General features: G+C 54.0%; 18 protein-coding genes and 1 pseudogene. 12 read left to right on the forward strand and 7 right to left on the reverse strand.

Going from position 1 to position 17,518, the window contains the following annotated elements:
• Positions 1-53: 53 nt before the first annotated feature.
• A complete protein-coding gene (locus tag V7650_RS17535) occupies positions 54-521 on the reverse strand; it encodes a redoxin domain-containing protein (RefSeq protein ID WP_335657507.1) in 468 nt (155 codons plus the stop codon).
• 340 nt (positions 522-861) lie between these two features.
• On the opposite strand from V7650_RS17535, the gene V7650_RS17540 reads away from it, so the two are divergent.
• From V7650_RS17540 to V7650_RS17575, 8 genes are all read left to right on the forward strand, one after another.
• Positions 862-2,817: a cytochrome c/FTR1 family iron permease gene (locus tag V7650_RS17540; RefSeq protein WP_335657523.1), complete on the forward strand. Its 1,956-nt coding sequence runs from the start codon at positions 862-864 to the stop codon at positions 2,815-2,817.
• The gene (locus tag V7650_RS17545; RefSeq protein WP_335657508.1) at positions 2,814-4,415 is read left to right on the forward strand and encodes a multicopper oxidase family protein; all 1,602 of its coding nucleotides are present in this window, start codon (positions 2,814-2,816) and stop codon (positions 4,413-4,415) included. Before V7650_RS17540 ends, V7650_RS17545 begins: the two co-directional genes overlap by 4 nt.
• A gap of 73 nt (positions 4,416-4,488) precedes the next feature.
• Positions 4,489-5,532, forward strand: coding sequence for a cysteine synthase A (locus V7650_RS17550; RefSeq protein WP_335657524.1), 1,044 nt, complete (start codon positions 4,489-4,491; stop codon positions 5,530-5,532).
• Positions 5,533-5,541: 9 nt separating this feature from the next.
• Positions 5,542-6,204 carry a peroxiredoxin gene (locus tag V7650_RS17555; RefSeq protein WP_335657509.1) on the forward strand — a complete coding sequence of 221 codons (663 nt, stop codon included), beginning with the start codon at positions 5,542-5,544 and terminating at the stop codon, positions 6,202-6,204.
• 505 nt (positions 6,205-6,709) lie between these two features.
• Positions 6,710-7,285 (forward strand): MerR family transcriptional regulator, encoded by a 576-nt coding sequence (locus V7650_RS17560; RefSeq protein WP_335657510.1) that lies wholly within the window; start codon positions 6,710-6,712, stop codon positions 7,283-7,285.
• Between the two features lie 207 nt (positions 7,286-7,492).
• A complete protein-coding gene (locus V7650_RS17565; protein ID WP_335657511.1) occupies positions 7,493-10,120 on the forward strand; it encodes a heavy metal translocating P-type ATPase in 2,628 nt (875 codons plus the stop codon).
• Between the two features lie 73 nt (positions 10,121-10,193).
• Positions 10,194-10,724 carry a signal peptidase II gene (lspA, locus tag V7650_RS17570; protein WP_335657512.1) on the forward strand — a complete coding sequence of 177 codons (531 nt, stop codon included), beginning with the start codon at positions 10,194-10,196 and terminating at the stop codon, positions 10,722-10,724.
• 86 nt (positions 10,725-10,810) lie between these two features.
• Entirely contained in the window at positions 10,811-11,722 is a 912-nt protein-coding gene (locus V7650_RS17575) for a lipid kinase (RefSeq protein ID WP_335657513.1), read from the forward strand.
• On the opposite strand, the gene V7650_RS17580 is transcribed toward V7650_RS17575, so the two are convergent.
• Positions 11,700-12,041 carry a hypothetical protein gene (locus V7650_RS17580; RefSeq protein WP_335657514.1) on the reverse strand — a complete coding sequence of 114 codons (342 nt, stop codon included), beginning with the start codon at positions 12,039-12,041 and terminating at the stop codon, positions 11,700-11,702. The genes V7650_RS17575 and V7650_RS17580 overlap by 23 nt on opposite strands.
• An 18-nt stretch (positions 12,042-12,059) precedes the next feature.
• Positions 12,060-12,401 carry an ArsR/SmtB family transcription factor gene (locus tag V7650_RS17585; protein WP_335657515.1) on the reverse strand — a complete coding sequence of 114 codons (342 nt, stop codon included), beginning with the start codon at positions 12,399-12,401 and terminating at the stop codon, positions 12,060-12,062.
• A 102-nt stretch (positions 12,402-12,503) separates the two neighbouring features.
• On the opposite strand from V7650_RS17585, the gene V7650_RS17590 reads away from it, so the two are divergent.
• The 4 genes from V7650_RS17590 to V7650_RS17605 all read left to right on the forward strand — a co-directional run bounded on the left by V7650_RS17590 (position 12,504) and on the right by V7650_RS17605 (position 15,381).
• The gene (locus V7650_RS17590) at positions 12,504-12,974 is read left to right on the forward strand and encodes a protein tyrosine phosphatase family protein (RefSeq protein WP_335657516.1); all 471 of its coding nucleotides are present in this window, start codon (positions 12,504-12,506) and stop codon (positions 12,972-12,974) included.
• 49 nt (positions 12,975-13,023) lie between these two features.
• Entirely contained in the window at positions 13,024-13,932 is a 909-nt protein-coding gene (locus V7650_RS17595) for an MBL fold metallo-hydrolase (RefSeq protein ID WP_335657517.1), read from the forward strand.
• Positions 13,933-14,407: 475 nt separating this feature from the next.
• A complete protein-coding gene (parS, locus tag V7650_RS17600; protein ID WP_335657518.1) occupies positions 14,408-14,878 on the forward strand; it encodes a type II RES/Xre toxin-antitoxin system antitoxin in 471 nt (156 codons plus the stop codon).
• Positions 14,875-15,381, forward strand: coding sequence for an RES family NAD+ phosphorylase (locus tag V7650_RS17605; RefSeq protein WP_335657519.1), 507 nt, complete (start codon positions 14,875-14,877; stop codon positions 15,379-15,381). The genes parS and V7650_RS17605 overlap by 4 nt, the downstream gene beginning before the upstream one ends.
• Before the next feature lie 123 nt (positions 15,382-15,504).
• Here V7650_RS17605 and V7650_RS17610 read toward each other — a convergent pair.
• From V7650_RS17610 to V7650_RS17625, 4 genes and pseudogenes are all read right to left on the reverse strand, one after another.
• Positions 15,505-15,794: pseudogene (locus tag V7650_RS17610) on the reverse strand (integrase core domain-containing protein); the annotation flags it as partial.
• Between the two features lie 14 nt (positions 15,795-15,808).
• The gene (locus V7650_RS17615) at positions 15,809-16,744 is read right to left on the reverse strand and encodes a S1 family peptidase (protein ID WP_335657520.1); all 936 of its coding nucleotides are present in this window, start codon (positions 16,742-16,744) and stop codon (positions 15,809-15,811) included.
• Positions 16,745-16,829: 85 nt separating this feature from the next.
• The gene (locus V7650_RS17620; RefSeq protein WP_335657521.1) at positions 16,830-17,141 is read right to left on the reverse strand and encodes a type II toxin-antitoxin system RelE/ParE family toxin; all 312 of its coding nucleotides are present in this window, start codon (positions 17,139-17,141) and stop codon (positions 16,830-16,832) included.
• Positions 17,138-17,398, reverse strand: a complete 261-nt coding sequence (locus V7650_RS17625; RefSeq protein ID WP_335657522.1) for an antitoxin — start codon at positions 17,396-17,398, stop codon at positions 17,138-17,140. The genes V7650_RS17620 and V7650_RS17625 overlap by 4 nt, the downstream gene beginning before the upstream one ends.
• Between the last annotated feature and the right edge of the window lie 120 nt (positions 17,399-17,518).

The raw sequence follows: 17,518 nt of genomic DNA on the forward strand, positions 1-17,518 counted from the left end.
TGAATTCCGTCGGACTTACTACAAACAATAGACATCCTGATCCTTTAGTTACTCTAGAAATTTTCTAGCCCGTTGCGGGCTTGTAATTCACGTTTCGCCGGGGCTCGTATAGCTAAGGGCCTAAGGGTTTTGTTAGGAGAGATGATAAACACAGAACGTACTGTCAAAGTATCGTCCGCATTTGGGTGTATTATGCCATAGAGCTCGGCAATCTGACGGTCAGCATCCGCTATCATCGGAAAATGTAGTGCATAACCTTGTGTTTCGGCAATGTCGCCAACCCAAACGTAATTATCTTCGAGAGGATCTACACTGAGTCCGATAACCTTCACGTCACGACGGACAAACTCTGGGTTAAATCCTGCCACTGCACTCAGGTCGGCCGTACTGACCGGTGTAAAGTCCTTCGGATGCGAAAACAGCACCGGCCAGGACCCATTCATCCATTTATGCAAGTTGATCGGACCGTCGGTAGTGTCAGCAGTGAAATCAGGGACTATATCTTCAAGTTGCAAACTCATTTTGTTTCTCCTCATTTGGGCACTGAGGCGCTATCCTGCCATAGCAAGCATAACGCTGGCCAATGCTAAAGCACCTCACGCGCAATCACGATGCCCTCTGTAGCGACTATAAGGATCAAGAGAAAAATACGCTGGCGAGCTGCGCAAAGCAGCTTAATCGGCAAAAATTTTGCTTTTCCTCAGCGGCGATGGTGAACGCCTTTAGCTATTGCGAACAAGAAACCTCTTGATCCTGTAGCCACTACAGTAAGTATGCACTCCGTATGTCGGTTAGCGATTCGCCTGATGCCGACGCTCGTAAGGTTCAACGAGGGCACAAGAACGAGGGCACAAGAATGTGATGCGGCTTACATTACAGATTATCGTGGCCGCGCTCTTTTTTGCGTCGAGCAATAGCGCGCCTGCGTTAGCTGCTGGCCCAGAACAGGCCGACGCAGCGACGGCTTGGCGGCTTCTGGATTATATTGCGGTCGATTATGCCGAAGCAGTTTCCGAAGGGGCTATCACAAGTCGCGGCGAGTATGACGAGATGGTAGAATTTTCTCAATCCGCAAACGAGCGGATCGCGGACCTTCCCCTCACCACTGCCAAGCCCGATCTAGTAAGACTAGCCGATCGGTTAAAGCGCGCAATAGCGGACAAGGCACCGGCTGACAAAGTAGCCGAACTTGCGCGCACGCTTGGCCGCGAAGTGTTGCTCGCCTATCCTGTGTCCCTGGCTCCCTCCGCTATGCCCAATTTCTCGCGCACGGCGACATTGTACGCGCAGCAATGTGCGTCCTGCCATGGGCCAAGCGGAGGCGGAGACGGTTCGCTCGCGGCAGGATTGGACCCGCCGCCGGCTGCATTCTCCGACTTCTCTAGGGCCCGGCAACGCAGTGTTTTCAGCCTATACCAGGTCATCAACCAAGGCATCGGCGGAACGGCGATGGCGAGTTTTGCGCAGCTCGACAGTGCGGATCAATGGGCATTGGCCTTCTATGTCGGCGCATTCTCATTCTCCAAAGCCGATGCACGCAGGGGTGAGAAAATATGGAATGCGGAGCCAAACTTACGTCGGCGGTTTTCGAATCTCGAAACGCTCACTCAGATTACCCCGGCACAGCTGGCGCAAGAAATAGGCGAGGAAAAGGCCCGTGCACTAGCCGCATTTCTCCGGAAAATGCCCGAAAAAACGACAACCAGTCGTGCTGAGGGACTCGATATCGCACGCGCACGGCTGCGCGCGAGTGTTTCAGCCTATGATTCCGGCGACCGGGACGGAGCTTCTGATCTTGCATTATCTGCCTATCTTGATGGTTTCGAGCCACTCGAACCGATGTTGGCGGTGCGAGATGCGGGACTCCTGACCCAGATTGAAAGCTCGATGGGCGCTCTGAGAGCGGCGATTGGCCGGGGTGCGACAACTGCGGAGGTACGACTACAAGCGAGTGAGTTGGTTGAATTGTTCGATCAAGCGGACAATGTTCTCGAGCGAGAGGCGGGAGACTGGGTATCGAGCTTTGTAGGCTCGTTTACAATCTCGCTTCGCGAAGGACTGGAGGCGCTTCTGATCGTCGTCGCCATGACCGCCTTTCTGCGCAAGGCGGGTCGTCCAGAAGGCATCCGCTACGTCCATGCAGGCTGGGTTGCGGCGCTGGCCGGGGGAGCAGCGACATGGTTTGCAGCCACTCGGCTAATCGCCGTCAGCGGCGCAAGCCGCGAGCTCACCGAAGGATTTGGCTCTCTACTCGCAGCGGCCGTGCTGGTCTCTGTGGGCATTTGGATGCACAGCAAGTCGCAGGCCGGCGAATGGCAACGCTATATCCAGAAAACCATGAGTAGAGCGCTTTCGCGAGGATCCAGCTGGTTCCTGTTCGGTCTTGCTTTCCTCGTGGTCTACAGGGAGGTTTTCGAGACAATCTTGTTTTACGCGGCGTTGTGGACCGAACGAAACGCGGGGGCAGTTCTTGCGGGCGCCGGTACAGCCATTATGTTCTTGGCAGCAATCGCGTGGGCGATGCTGCGATATAGCCGCAAGCTGCCCATAGGGAAGTTACTTAATTACAGCGCAATCCTTATTGCCATATTGGCGGTGGTGTTGATCGGCAAAGGGATCGCAGGACTGCAGGAGGCCGGAATGGTCGGCATAACGCCATGGCCATTCGTGCCCCGTATCGAAATGCTTGGCATATTCCCGGCGTCGCAGCCGCTGATAGCGCAGTTCTTATTGATTGTGATCATCGCGTTTGGCTTCTGGAGAAATATTCGGGGGAATGATCCCCTTCCTCATAAACCGCAGGAGAAAAACTCATGATAAACAGACGATCCCTCCTTGGAGGAGCAGCGATCGGCGGCGGCGTGCTCGTGATCGGAGGCATCGCTGCACGGGAATTTCTTAGAGGCGGACGGTCATCATATATATCCTCTGGCTCTGTCAATCCACTGCAGATACCCACGCTTTATCCTGGCAAAGTTGAAGGTGGTGTCCGGATATTTGATCTGAATCTGCAGCGGGGCACCTCACGTTTCTTGAAGGGCGTCGATACGCCCACCATCGGTATCAACCAACCTTATCTCGGCCCAACACTCGAAATGTATGCTGGCGACACCGTTCGGATGAACGTCAGCAGCGAGCTTTCCGAGACGGCAACGGTACACTGGCACGGCTTCCATTTGCCGGCACGCGCCGACGGCGGGCCGCATCAGCCGATAGAGCCAGGCGGAAAATGGTCGCCGAGCTTCGAGGTGCGCCAGCGCGCGTCTATGTTCTGGTATCATTCACATGCACTTCATCGCTCCGGGCCGCAAGTCTATCAAGGATTAGCTGGCGCGATCTATGTACGCGATACTGAAAGCGAGCGACTCGACCTGCCGAACGATTACGGGATCGACGATGTTCCGCTGATCGTGCAGGACCGGGCCTTCAACCGCGACGGCAGCCTGTTTTATTCCACGTCAATGCGCAATGTCATGATGGGGATGACGGGTAATACGATGCTCGTCAACGGTACTGTTAATCCGGTATTCGAGGCGCGCAGCAATCTCCTGAGGCTCCGCTTGCTCAATGGTTCGAACGCGCGCTTCTATCGCTTTGCATTCGACGACGGCCGCAGCTTCGCTCAGGTCGCAAGCGATGGTGGTCTCCTTGAACAGCCATATCGTACGAACAATGTCATACTGGCCCCTGGAGAGCGTACACAAATCGTGATCGATCTAAGTGATGGCAGTCCGGTCGCGTTTTTGGCGGACAGCATCGAGACGATGGGAATGATGGGAGGTGGCGGGATGCAAAACCGCGGCATGATGAGCGGCAACGATCGAATGGGTGACGGCGGGGACAGACGTGAGGGTCGCGGAGATATGATGGATCGCGGGATGAGGACAAACGGCGAGGGCATGATGAACGAAAGGCAGCGCTTCACGGTGCTCAATATCCGTCCTGCGGCTCAACGGCGCAAGGCGATCACAATGCCCACCCGGCTGCTCTCGCTGCCTCGCGTCGATCCGACAGATGCGGTTCGGACGCGCAGATTTGTCCTCAATATGGGGATGGGCATGAGTATGATGCGCGCCGGTGGCTTTACAATCAACGGCCAGTCCATGGATATGCAGCGCATCGACGAGACGGTAAAAGTCAACACGACAGAAATCTGGCAGATTGAGAATGCTTCGATGATGGCGCATCCCTTTCATATTCACGATGTGCAATTCCGCGTGCTTGACCGCAATGGTCGCGCGCCCGGCCCAGAAGAACGGGGGCTAAAGGATACAGTCACCGTGGCACCGCGCGAGGTCGTTCGGGTTATTTTGCGGTTCGAAGAATATACTGACCCGGACCTGCCCTATATGTACCATTGCCACATTCTGGAACACGAGGATGCTGGTATGATGGGGCAGTTCGTCGTCGTATGAGATTAATGCAAATCATCAAGATGTATTCGGTCTCTGCGGTTGAATTCTTCGCAAGGAGTCTTACTTTAAAGTGATGACCGTCTGTCCTGATGTACTTACCGCAATCGGCAACACCCCGTTGGTTAAACTTCGCCGCGCTTCGAACGAAACCGGATGCAAAATACTGGGCAAGGCGGAGTTCATGAATCCTGGCGCGTCGGTCAAGGACCGCGCGGCACTTTATCTCGTTCATGACGCCATGGACCAAGGCCTTCTGTCAAGAGGCGGTATGATCGTCGAGGGTACGGCGGGCAATACGGGGATCGGTCTGACCATGGTCGGCAATGCGCTGGGCATGGAGACGGTTATCGTTATACCTGAAACCCAAAGCCAGGAAAAGAAGGATGCGCTTCATAGTCTGGGTGCCCAACTCGTTGAGGTTCCGGCTGTACCGTATAGCAACCCCAACAATTACGTAAAAATTGCCAGGCGCCTCGCCGAGCAGCTTGCGAGGAATAGGAAAGACGGAGCGGTGTTCGCCAATCAATTCGATAACCGGGCAAACCATCGCGCACATATAGAGACGACCGGTCCGGAAATTTGGAACCAGACGGATGGCAAGGTTGATGGATTTATTTGCGCGGTCGGGACCGGTGGCACGCTTGCCGGCACCGCACAAGCGCTGCGCGCGCGCAAGCCGGATATCAGGATCGGCATTGCCGATCCGCCCGGAGCCGCACTCTACAGCTATTTCACCACGGGCGAACTTAAGGCCGAAGGCAGCTCAATTACCGAAGGCATTGGTCAGGGTCGCATTACGGGCAATCTTGAGGGGCTGGAAATTGACCATGCCTACCGCATCCCAGATCAGGAGGCGCTCGACATCACCTTCGCTCTTTTGGAGGAAGAGGGTCTCAACCTCGGCATGTCCTCGGGTGTGAATGTCGCAGGAGCGATCAGGCTGGCTCGGGAACTTGGGCCCGGCCATACCATCGTCACCATATTGTGTGATTCAGGTTCACGCTATCAATCACGCCTCTTCAACCCGGTATTCCTGCGCGAAAAAGGATTTCACGTGCCCGATTTTCTCACCCGAAGCGTCGAATTCGACGTCCCCTACCTCCCCCACGATAAATAGGAGTTTTACATGACACTTTCAATTGGCTCGACAGCCCCCGATTTCACAGCGGAAACGACCCAGGGTACCATTAACTTTCATGATTGGATGGGTGAAAGTTGGACGATCCTCTTCTCTCATCCCAAGGCCTTTACTCCGGTTTGCACGACTGAGCTAGGTTATATGGCCGGGCTCGGCGAGGAATTTGCGAAGCGCAATACTAAGATCCTGGGCCTTTCGGTCGACAGCAGCGAGGATAATCGCGACTGGCTTCCCGATATCGAAGAGGTCAGCGGTAATAAAGTCGATTATCCGGTGGTCGGCGACAGCGACCTCAAGGTCGCCAAGCTTTACAACATGTTGCCAGCTGACGAGACCGGCAATGCGGAAGGCCGGACCGCAGCCAATAATGCAACCGTACGCACTGTTTACATCATTGGTCCGGACAAGAAAATCCGAGCCATGTTGCTTTATCCTATGAGCAGCGGCCGTAATTTCGATGAAGTTCTCCGGCTGCTGGATTCGGTGCAACTCACAGAAAGTAAGGGTGTGGCAACGCCTGTTAACTGGCAAAAGGGCGATGATGTCATCATCCCGCCGTCCCTGTCGGACGAAGATGCCAAAGCCAAATATCCTGCTGGCTGGGATACGAAGAAGTCCTATTTACGCGTAATACCGCAACCGACCGATTGATCATGTGAAGACCGTGCCTGAAATGATCAGAAGACGCTTATTATAGTACCTGTCCGAATGCTGAAATATCAAATTGGGTTTCGAGCGTATGCCATGATTTTTGCCCGTCAGTAAGCGATGTCATGATGGGGATGACGGGTAATACGATGCTTGACAACTGTACGATAGATACGGCGTTTGAGGGGGACAGCAATCTCCTAAGGCTCCGCTTGCTCAATGATTCGAACGCGCTCTCCTGTTGCTTTGCCTGCGAAGACGAACGTAGATTGCAGATGCAGCGCAAGCGATGGCGGTCTCATGAAACACCTATATAGTCCGAACCATGTCGTGCTTGCCCCAGAAAGCTTACGAAAATCATGGTCGATGTGTCGTAACAGCCGCCCAGAGCATCGGACATCATTACTCAATGGCAGCAAAAGCCGAGCTCTGACCCGCATTGGTCTCATACTTACGGACTAAGTGCAGTTGCTGAATATATCACTAGGGGCTCCAAGAAACAGCAACGGTGGACTACTCCGTTTATGACAGCGTCGATAATCGGTCTTTGCCCGAATTGCCCGGTTCACAGGTTCCAGATGATTTGGTACTCCAATCTATAGTGACTGCAGAATGGAGAAAAATGTTTACAATTGGTGTTTTGTCGCGGCGGGCCCGCGTTAAGATTGAGACGATCCGCTATTACGAGAGGATAGGCCTCGTGCCGAAACCCGGTCGGACAGAAAGCGGTCGGCGGCTGTATGGGTCAGCTGACGTCAAGCAGCTCAGCTTCATTCGTCATGCGCGCGAGCTTGGCTTCGATATCGCGTCAATCCGGGCTATGCTAGGGCTAAGGGAGATGCCGGATGCTTCATGCGAGGACGTGAGCCGGATCGCCCAAGATCAACTTGTCGCGGTCAACGACCGAATTTCACGGCTCCTTGGATTGAGGCAGGAACTTTCCCGTATGATCGGCTCGTGTGCCAACGGAAAAATCGCTGATTGCCGGATCATCGAAGTCTTGGCCGATCATAACTCGCCGGCAGATTTAGCTGAACAAAAATCTACATGGGGACTTATTAACTGCTTGAAAGCACATCTGTAATTCAGTCCGTCAGCGCCGGGTTCCAGTTCTTGCGTAGGCGAATAAAACTTCAGTTCAGATGCCGATCAACTTGGGCGATCCGAATAGTTTGAATCGACAGTTTCAAGAGCGAACCAGGTGATACAGCAGTTACTCCAGACGAAACGTCACCGGGAACGAAAAACTTGTTGCTTCTGTAGTGGCTACAGAATGTAATAAGGGTGCCGCTTGGCGGAATTTGTTCGCTCCAATTTGAAATATGGTGGTAAACTCATGACCAAAACAATCAGTCCTCCAGGCTCATTGCGCTTTAAAGTTGATGGCCTGGCCTACCAGAGCGAGGTTCGCGCGCTCCGCGCTGCAGTGGGTCCACTCGTCGGCGGTGAAGATACGCTAGCCTTCGACACTGAGCGCGGTTTCATGACCATACATACACCCAATCAAGTTGCTGCAGCAGAGATCGAGGCAGCGGTAGCTAAAACGGGCTTGCACGCCAAGCTTTGGCAGACATCTGAAGTTTCGCCGCATATGTTGGATTTTGTTGAAGTATCTGAAGACGCGGCGTGCTGCGGGTCACAAGTGCGCGAAGCGCTCGGTCCGCCAAGTCCAACACCTATGTCTGGCCAAATTCTATTGCGCATTCACGGCATGGATTGCGCCGACGAAATCGCAGCGCTGAAGCGCGAAGTCGGTCCACTGGTCGGGGAAGATAAGCTCGCTTTCGACCTGCTCAATGGCCGCATGTCGATCGATATGAAGCCCAACGTTACTCTTGAAGCCAGTATTCTAGAGGCTGTTACCCGCGCTGGATTAAGAGCGGAGCCGTGGACCGAGGGTGAGACGAGCGACGAAGCGCAAACCGAGGTCCGCCGTAAACGGGTTCAGTCTTGGCTGACGACAGCGAGCGGCTTGTTTACGGCGCTAGGGTTTGCAGTCCATGCTTGGCTGGCTGGAGGTGTGTTAGCGGCTTTCGAGGCAGGAGAACATGGATTAGGCTCGACTCCCTTGCCGAGCATTCTGCTCTACACAATCGCGGTGCTCAGCGCGGCGCGCTACGTTGCACCAAAGGCTTGGCTCGCAGCCAAGCGCCTTCGCCCAGATATGAATTTGCTAATGATGGTCGCAGTCGCGGGCGCGATCGGCATCGGTGCCTGGTTCGAGGCTGCTACGGTGTCCTTCTTTTTCGCATTGGCCCTAGCACTTGAGGCGTGGAGCCTCGGCCGCGCACGTCGCGCTGTAACAGCCCTCATGGAACTGGCTCCACCGACAGCACGCATCAAGCTTGAAGATGGCTCCGAACGCGACGTCCCGGCAGGCGAAGTCCCGGTCGGTGCGCATATCATCGTTCGCCCAGGAGACAAGATGCCGCTCGACGGGCGAGTAGTCACTGGTGAGAGCGAGATAAACCAAGCGCCGATCACGGGAGAAAGCGTGCCCGTATTCAAAGCCCCGGGGGACGAGGTCTTTGCCGGGACGATCAACGGAGAGGGCGCGCTCGAAGTTTTGATCACCAAGGCGGCGAATGATACGACACTTGCCCAGATCATCCGCATGGTGGGTTCGGCGCAGAGCCGACGCGCGCCCAGTGAACAATGGGTCGAGAAATTCGCACGTGTCTACACCCCTCTCGTGATGATCCTTGCCGTCGCGATCTTTCTTGTTCCGCCTCTGCTTTTCGGGGGAGCCTGGGGCGTTTGGTTCTACCGGGCCCTCGTGCTTCTCGTTATCGCCTGTCCCTGCGCTCTTGTGATTTCAACGCCGGTGACGATCGTGGCCGCGCTCGCGGGAGCCGCGAAGCAGGGCGTTCTTGTGAAAGGGGGGACACATCTTGAAACGCCCGCGCGCCTTAAAGCCATCGCGATGGACAAGACGGGTACACTGACGGAAGGCCGGCCAAAGGTCGTCGAGATCTTACCGTTCTCAGGCCGCAGCATCCATGAAATCATCAAGGTGGCGGCCTCATTGGAGGCACGCAGTGCGCATCCAATCGCAAGCGCCATTTTGGCAAAGGCGGATGAGCTGAATATCGTTGCCGCGCCCGCCGAAGCTGTTCAGGCCATCATCGGTCGAGGCGTCACCGGACAAGTGGCTGGCCGCACCATGTGGCTCGGTTCACGCCGCTATGTTGAAGAACAGGGTGTCATCTCTGGCGCGATCCCGCTGCATATTGACGCGCTTACGGCAGCTGGCCACACGCTCGTCGCGATCGGCGAGGGTCAGGAGGTTTGGGGCCTTGTGGGCGTTTCCGACGCCGTCAGGCCGGAAGCAAGAAGTATTGTCACTGCGCTGCATCAAGCTGGAATCGAGCATGTCGTGATGCTCACGGGTGATAACCAGGCCACGGCGGAATTAATTGCGAAGCAAACCGGTATCGACGAGGTTCGCGCTGAGTTGCTGCCCGCCGACAAGGTAGCCGCCGTGGAGGATCTCGTACGACGCTACGGATCGGTTGCTATGGTCGGCGATGGGGTTAACGACGCGCCGGCCATGGGGCGCGCCAATATCGGGGTCGCAATGGGCGCGATGGGTAGCGACGCTGCCATCGAAACGGCAGATGTGGCGCTCATGTCGGACGATCTTTCAAAACTTCCCTGGTTGGTCCGGCATTCGCGCGCCACGCTTTTTGTAGTTCATCAGAACGTCGCATTCTCAATCGCCGTCAAACTTGTCTTCACAGCTCTGACTATTGTCGGCCTTGCTTCGCTGTGGGGCGCTATTGCGGCCGATGTTGGCGCGTCGCTGCTGGTCGTTCTTAACGGGCTTCGTTTGCTCAATCGGGGTCAGACCGATGGACGCACTCCGAAGGCCGGTCCTCGCACTGACGGGAACGTCTCAAGCATCGCCGAACCAGAGTGAGCCTACTCCGTTTCAAACTGAGCACATTTGCGCCTTTGGCCGTGCACTGCAAACCAATGAGGACCATCCGATCGTGAGCTATTCGAATTTGACCAAGAAGATATTTCTGACAGTAACTGCGGCCACTACCGCGTTTGCTATAGATTTCGTCACAAAATGGCTGATCGTCAATACAGTGATGAAGCCACCGCGGGTAATCGAGATTGCGCCATTTCTTAATTTCAGACTGGGTTACAACACGGGGGTCAGTTTCGGCATGTTCCAAGATATATTCTCGGCCTATCCGTTGGTGCTTGCCGGATTATCAATGGCCATCGTGATCGGCATCCTCGTTTGGGCGGTGCGAACGACAAAATTCACCGAGACGTTTGCACTCGGGCTCGTCGCCGGAGGCGCCATCGGGAACATCGTGGACAGAGTACTTCACGGTGCTGTGACCGATTTCCTCGACATCTACGTTGGCGCTTGGCACTGGCCGACTTTCAATTTGGCCGACGTTATGATCATCAGCGGCGTAGGGCTGCTGCTTCTAAGCTCAATACTGCCATTCCGCTTGGCAAGCTCAGCCCCGCAGGAGCTGGACAGCAAGTGCCCCGAAGCATGAACTGATAATAGGCTGGTTTGACCGCGTGAGCAATTTCCGGGCGACCCTTCTGCCAGATAGTCGCAGTATGGCAACTAAAGAGGACCATGAGAATCAATATGCAATCCAGACGACGGGCGCTTTTGTTTTTGAATGCGCAAAGTCGTAACGGCCATGGTAATATGGCCAATGGGGTAGCCCGGCAACTTCAGAGCGGTGGCATCACCCTGATCGAAAGTTTGAGCAAACGCGCTGACGATATGAGCCAAGAAATTGTACGGCGTGCTGACGAGGTCGACCTTGTCATCGTCGGCGGCGGCGATGGCACAGTGAACGCGGCTCTCAAAGGTATTGTCGAGACGGGATTGCCCCTTGGCGTTCTGCCACTCGGGACGGCAAACGACCTTGCTCGAACGCTCGGCATTCCTATTAACCCCGAAGCTGCAGTAGCGGTTATTGTCGCTGGATGCACAAGGCGGATTGACGTTGGAACGGTTAATGATCAGCTTTTCGCTAATGTCGCGAGTATGGGTATGAGTGTTGAGCTGGCGCGTCGGCTGACTGGCAATTTGAAGCGGCGTTGGGGACGTCTAAGCTACCCGCTCTCGGCTCTTAAAACAATGCTGGCCATAAAACCATTCGCGGCGGAAGTGGTCACTAAAGACCGGAAAATTCAGCTGAAAAGTCTTCAGATAGCAGTCGGCAACGGCTTGTATTATGGCGGCGGCATGTCCGTGTATGAAGTAGCGAGTATTGATGATCAATGCTTGGACTTTTACAGTGTGGAGCCCCGGCAATCCTGGCAATGGCCACTCTTTTTATCAGCCTTTCGACGCGGACGTCATCGAAATTTGCGCAAAATGCAAGCATTTTGCAGTCCCAGCCCTCTCTACATCCGAACTGACCCGCCACTTCCGATCAATACCGATCGCGAAATCACAACCACGACCCCAGCCCGATTCGACCTCTTGCCGCTAGCACTGTCAGTCTTTGTACCTACGGATCGAGTTGAAGGGTGACCTGGATTCGGGTCGATGGCGCTGTGGGATTTTTCGCGGCGGGGATGGTATCGTCATCCTTTCCGTAGCTTCGGTCAGCATGACCATTATTGCTACCATCTCCCTGCCAGCAATGGTTAAACCGATAACGACAACGATAGCCGAAAAAAGCAGCTTTAACGCGCCTTTGCGCTGTTCGAGACGCTGCGACGCCAGTGTACCGATGATGCAGCAGCGGCACCGCGAGGATCGATCCACCGCCGCCGATCAGCCCCAGCGTGAACGCGACCAATATTCCCGATACAAGCGAGAGCATATCCTGGAGCAATGCAGCATTCATTAACGATTCTGCCCGAAATCACAGTCTGTCGTCCTGCGCGACTTCATCTGGCTTGCCCTTTGCGTCGGGCGCGCAATAGATTTCGTATAGCGTCTCCAACAAACGGCGCGAGGCATCACCGGCCAGCGAATAATGAATCGTGCGGCCATCGCGGCGCGGCTTCACCAAACCATCTTTGCGCAACAGCGCCAGTTGCTGCGAAACCGCCGCCTCGCGTATGCCAAGCAATTCGGCAAGCTCGCCGACGCTTCGTTCGCGTTCGACGAGCTGGCAGGCGATCATTAGACGGTTATGACTGCCCAGCGCCTTGAGCAGGGACAGAGCCTTTTCGGCCTGTCTGCGGATTTCTTCAGGTTTCACACTTGCATATATGCGGAGATGTGCATATTAAATCAATTAAAAATATGCCTTCGCGTCTTTTGCGAAAGGCGTGTGACACTCGGACATTCAAGGAACTTAGCTATGACCAATATGAAAGCTATGGCCAATATTAAAAAAATCGACGCCCGCTTCACCATTGGAATGGCGCCGCCTTCCGCTGATGATCTGCGCGAGCTGGCGCAAGCGGACTACAAATCGGTGGTCAATCTGCGCTGCGAGGCAGAACCGGATCAGCCTTTCAAGCCCGCGCGCGAAGGCAAAGAAGTCCGCACTCTTGGCCTAGTCTATAGCCATGTCCCGGTAGCGGGTGATGCGATGACGGAAGCACTGGTCGAGCAATTCCGCACCGCAGTCAAAACGCTACCCGGTCCGGTGTTCGTGCATTGCGCATCTGGCAAGCGGGCCGGAGCATTAACCGTCATGCACCTTGCCGCCGAAAACGGTATGAGCGGGGACGCGACGGTGAAACAGGCCGAAGCCATGGGTTTCGCGTGCGACGAACCGGCGCTCAAGCGGTTCGTGCGCGATTATGTCGATGGGCAAAGTGGCTGATTGCCGCTGCGCCGCCAACTTATCATCCCTCCTACTGTGAGACACATCCATGACCCCCAACGTTCAATCTTTCTTTGACGATGATACCAACACGATAAGCTATGTTGTATCAGATCCCGCAACCGGCGCGTGCGCCATTATTGATCCCGTACTGAATTATGACGCAGCAGCGGCGCGAACGGCGACGATTTCAGCTGATCGCGTGATCGACCACGTTCGGCGCGAGGAGCTGAACTGCGAATGGGTTTTGGAAACCCATGTCCATGCCGATCATCTCTCGGCTGCGCCTTATGTTCAGGGAAAGCTGGGCGGAAAGCTGGCGATCGGCGATCACATCACCATCACGCAGTCGGTGTTCGGAGAGATTTTCAACGCCGGGCCGGACTTACCGCGTGATGGCAGCCAGTTTGACCAGCTTTTTCATGACGGCGACAGTTTCCCCTTAGGCAAAATGACAGCGCACGCTCTGCACACACCGGGCCATACGCCGGCCTGCATGACATATGTGATTGGCGACGCCGCCTTTGTCGGCGACACCATGTTCATGCCCGACTATGGAACCGCCCGCGCCGATTTCCCTGGCGGTGATGCTCGCATATTGTACCGCTCGATCCGCAAAATATTTACGCTTCCGGGTGAGACGCGGCTGTTCATGTGCCATGATTATCTGCCCGAAGGCCGCTCAGAGCATCGCTGGGAAACGACCGTGGCCGAGCAGAAAGCCGCCAATATCCATATCCATGATGGCGTGAGCGAGGATGAATTTGTCACCATGCGAGAGGCGCGCGATGCCCAGCTAGGCATGCCGAAGCTGATTCTGCCGTCGATCCAAGTCAACATCCGCGCCGGCTATATGCCTCCAGCTGAGGACAATGGCACGGTCTATCTGAAGCTGCCAGTCAACATAATGGGCGAACCACAAACCCCGCCCGATGAGACCAGGCCGGGTACGCAGTGAACGTCTGCTGACAGGGACACGTTTATAAGACACTGACATTCTGAGGGGGATAGAAAAAGGCTGGCCGCTTCTGCTTCAACTGCGCTTTTGGGGGATCCCATATTGCGAATGTCGCTAAGCCTTATATTCGCAATTGGCGGCTTGGGCCATTTCTGTGCGCATGAATATAGCTTCATAGCACAATCCTTCTTCTAGTAACTAGGTGACGGGTAAGCATCCAATGCTCCCGAAAAATTAGAAATTTGTCAGACCGAGCCGCCGCGCGCAGGCTCAAAACTTGTTTAGCCAATCTATCGAGCTGTCACAGATCGCATGAATTAGAGCATTGCGAGCTTGGCTGCCAAAGCTAAAAGTCAACGCGAGTAGGCGACTTGAATTCTGCAATGGCGCTCCAGCAATATTATATTAGTTTGACATTTGGTATGACACATGTCATTTAGCTCGCGCCATCTGTCATATTCTGGAAGCAAAGAAATTGGAAACGGAAGAAGTATTGAGCCGGGAATTTGATCGGGTCATTGCTTTATTGGGCGGTGATGCAACTTTCAAATATCCCTTGAAAACCGCGCTCGATGCTCATGAAGTGATCTCCATGGGTTTTCCCAGTACGGTTTTGACAGAACTGGTCGCCAATGTCGCGTTGATCCAGCATTCCGATGCACTCGAAAAAGCCATCGGCATCAGCATGCGCACATTCCAGCGCCGCAAGGGCGAGACAACCGCAAAACTGCTCAGCCCGGAACAAAGTGGCCGCGCTTGGAAGTTTGCCGAGATTCTGGCAAAGGCGACAGATATTTTTGGTTCGCAGGAAGAAGCCGAACAATGGCTGGAACGCCCCGCAATCGGTCTCAATCAAAAACGACCCATTGATCTTCTATCGACACCTGCTGGTTCCCAACTGGTCGTACAGCTTCTCGAGCGAATTGAGTTTGGCGTTTACACATGACGCCTTTGCCGGCGGCGCTTGGCGGATCGGATATTGTCGGTTGGCGGCTTGATGATCAGAAATTTGCCAAAACATGGGATAGCGGAGAGGGAGCGTTTCGCCAGGGTGGTCGCTGGAACAGCAAGAATATAAGGGCCGTTTACGGTGCCGTCGATCCTGCAACTGCGATTTTGGAAGTGGCTGTGCATAAAACCTTCCGGGTACTTGATACGGTCCCGCATGTTCTGTCATCATTCAAGATACTAAAACCCTCTGCTATCCATATGGTCGAACCTGGTGATATCCCGAACCCAAACTGGTTAAGGCCAGGGATTCCCAGTGCCGGTCAGCAGCAGTTTGGCGACCAGTTGCTCGCCGATAACCTGTTCATCCTCATCCCGAGCGCTGTCTCTACCCATAGCTGGAATATCATATTCGATACCGTGCGCGCTTCTGGAGCATATGCGGTGGAAACACAGGAACGGTTTGCTCTGGATGGACGTTTATATCCGCCGGTAACCTGACTCGATGTATTCGAACACAATTACCAATCTCGCCCGATGGCAAGGTTATCGGGAGTACCCGCATCCCCAACAATGACGACTTCTGCATCATCGGGTGACTGCTGAGACATTCTCTACATGCGATTACAGCTTTTCTCTAAGCGCTTCATCGGATGTTTTTCCATTGAAGGGTCTGTGGAAGTTGTAGAAGCGCTCCCATTCGTCGAGCTTGGCTTCCAGATCAACGTCGCCTTTGTAGCTTAGCAGTTGGCAAAATTCCCATTGATCAGATGATCGATGCGATCGCTCCACTTTGCCATTGAGCTGCGGGGTGCCGCGCTTGATTTAGGCATGGCGGATTGCGAGATCTTCGAAATGCCCATTCCCTTGGCCTGGAACTCGTGACCGTTATCCGCTCTGATTTCACGAATGCGGCTCTTTGGAATGCTCATAACTCGATCCAATCTCCGGTTTCCGGAGAACAGGAAACAACTCGCATTGTAATCTCATGCTCCGAAGCAAATGCCTCTGCTTCATCTCGATCTTGCCCCATGAAACGGACATTATCTTTCTCATCGATCGCGGCAAAAGCCCGATAACGACGCGAAGCAAATGGATCGATTGATCGGAAGGTTCGCTCACTCACATTCCAACCTGCAAAATGTGTGGCAGTAGAATCGGCCTCACCCAACCATCCTCGCGAGATTACGCCAATCACATTGCCAGCGGCGTTCAAAACGGGACCACCGCTCATTCCGCTAGGCCATTCTGCGGCTACGCGAAAACGGGGCCAAGGCATTGTGGACGCCGGATCAGCCGGGATAACTTCCACTACTTCTCCGGCGCATTCATATAGATACTGCGAAAACGGTCTGTCGTCGCCAGCAACGTTCTTCGCAACGTCTAACCCCGGAAACCCGAATCCTGTGACGATTTCGCCTTTCACGGGTGGTTCATCGCGAAGCGCCATTGGCAAACAGGGCATCGGTGATCGCTGGTGAGATCGAGATATAGTTAGGCAAGCTAGCTCTGTCAGGTTTCTTAATATCGAAGCCTCGTGGATTAGCGCCGGTGTTTGATGGCCGCATTCAGCATAGAATCCCGATAATGGACGCCACGCATCCTTTGGAAGTGGAACTCGACCAAGAGCTATTCCCTCAAGCTCTAAAGCCGCCATCCGAACATCATCTTTTAATTGCAGTTGACCATTTTTTGATAAGCTGAGCATATCTTCAATGACATGAAACGCGGTTGCGCAATTGCCCCAGGGGTCAATCCTAAATGCAGTGCCTAAGCCGAACGGGCGACCATCGGGCGCCTCAGGATCAAACTTGAAAATAGGTAAAATCATGGCCCTTTGGAGAGGATCTTGGTTGAGGATCATTCTCTTTTCAATTCGTCGTTTCGCGCCGGGCACCGAATGAGATCAAAATATCGCTCTCAAAAAAACTTCCAAGCGGAAAACGATACTACAAACGATCCTTTACATGGTGGAGCATATCCATTGATCCGTGCAATATAGCTAGAATGATGGAGCGATCATCGGGCATAAAGAAGATATAATGCTCTTGGCAGCGCATAACTTCCACTCCCAACGGCAACCCTTCTGTTGTTTTTGAACGGACTCCACAGTCCCCGATTTTCTCGCAACACTCTACTAGATTGTCAAAATAGGAATCGGCTTGTTTGATTCCCCAGCGATCAAAACTGTATCGCCCGATTTCGACTAAATCCTCTTCGACCGCTAATGTAAGATCGACATTTTGACCTTTGAAACTCAAAGGCCGGCACGCTTCTTTGCTTTGTCTCGGATCTCATCAAATGAAAGATTCGAGAAATCCCCAGAGGCGGCCTGGTCCATCCTCGTTTCCAAAAACGCACAAAGTTTCGCGAACGTTTCTTGTGTGTCAGCTTTAGAGGAAATTTCTGGAAGAGTGCGATCAAGTACATAATCCTTGATGCTAAGACCGCTCAGAGCTGCAACAGCCTTCAATTTTCGATGTTCGTCGTCGGTTATTTCAATGGAAAGTCTTGCCATTTTTCTCGTGTATCACAAAAATTGTAACAAAACAACATTTATACTGTCCGTCGTCAGATAATTTGAGACATATGGCGGTTTAAAATAAGCGAGTATTTGGTTCCATCTGGTTGGTTGATA

Origin of the sequence: Parasphingorhabdus sp., assembly GCF_036964565.1 — a bacterium.
Lineage (GTDB): Bacteria > Pseudomonadota > Alphaproteobacteria > Sphingomonadales > Sphingomonadaceae > Parasphingorhabdus.

Excerpts from the sequence above, each read along its gene's own strand:
- V7650_RS17535 (WP_335657507.1), bottom strand. The coding sequence starts at position 521 with ATGAGTTTGCAACTTGAAGATATAGTCCCTGATTTCACTGCTGACACT.
- V7650_RS17540 (WP_335657523.1), top strand. The coding sequence starts at position 862 with ATGCGGCTTACATTACAGATTATCGTGGCCGCGCTCTTTTTTGCGTCG.
- V7650_RS17545 (WP_335657508.1), top strand. The coding sequence starts at position 2,814 with ATGATAAACAGACGATCCCTCCTTGGAGGAGCAGCGATCGGCGGCGGC.
- V7650_RS17550 (WP_335657524.1), top strand. The coding sequence starts at position 4,489 with ATGACCGTCTGTCCTGATGTACTTACCGCAATCGGCAACACCCCGTTG.
- V7650_RS17555 (WP_335657509.1), top strand. The coding sequence starts at position 5,542 with ATGACACTTTCAATTGGCTCGACAGCCCCCGATTTCACAGCGGAAACG.
- V7650_RS17575 (WP_335657513.1), top strand. The coding sequence starts at position 10,811 with ATGAGAATCAATATGCAATCCAGACGACGGGCGCTTTTGTTTTTGAAT.
- V7650_RS17580 (WP_335657514.1), bottom strand. The coding sequence starts at position 12,041 with ATGAATGCTGCATTGCTCCAGGATATGCTCTCGCTTGTATCGGGAATA.
- V7650_RS17590 (WP_335657516.1), top strand. The coding sequence starts at position 12,504 with ATGACCAATATGAAAGCTATGGCCAATATTAAAAAAATCGACGCCCGC.
- V7650_RS17595 (WP_335657517.1), top strand. The coding sequence starts at position 13,024 with ATGACCCCCAACGTTCAATCTTTCTTTGACGATGATACCAACACGATA.
- V7650_RS17605 (WP_335657519.1), top strand. The coding sequence starts at position 14,875 with ATGACGCCTTTGCCGGCGGCGCTTGGCGGATCGGATATTGTCGGTTGG.
- V7650_RS17615 (WP_335657520.1), bottom strand. The coding sequence starts at position 16,744 with ATGATCCTCAACCAAGATCCTCTCCAAAGGGCCATGATTTTACCTATT.
- V7650_RS17625 (WP_335657522.1), bottom strand. The coding sequence starts at position 17,398 with ATGGCAAGACTTTCCATTGAAATAACCGACGACGAACATCGAAAATTG.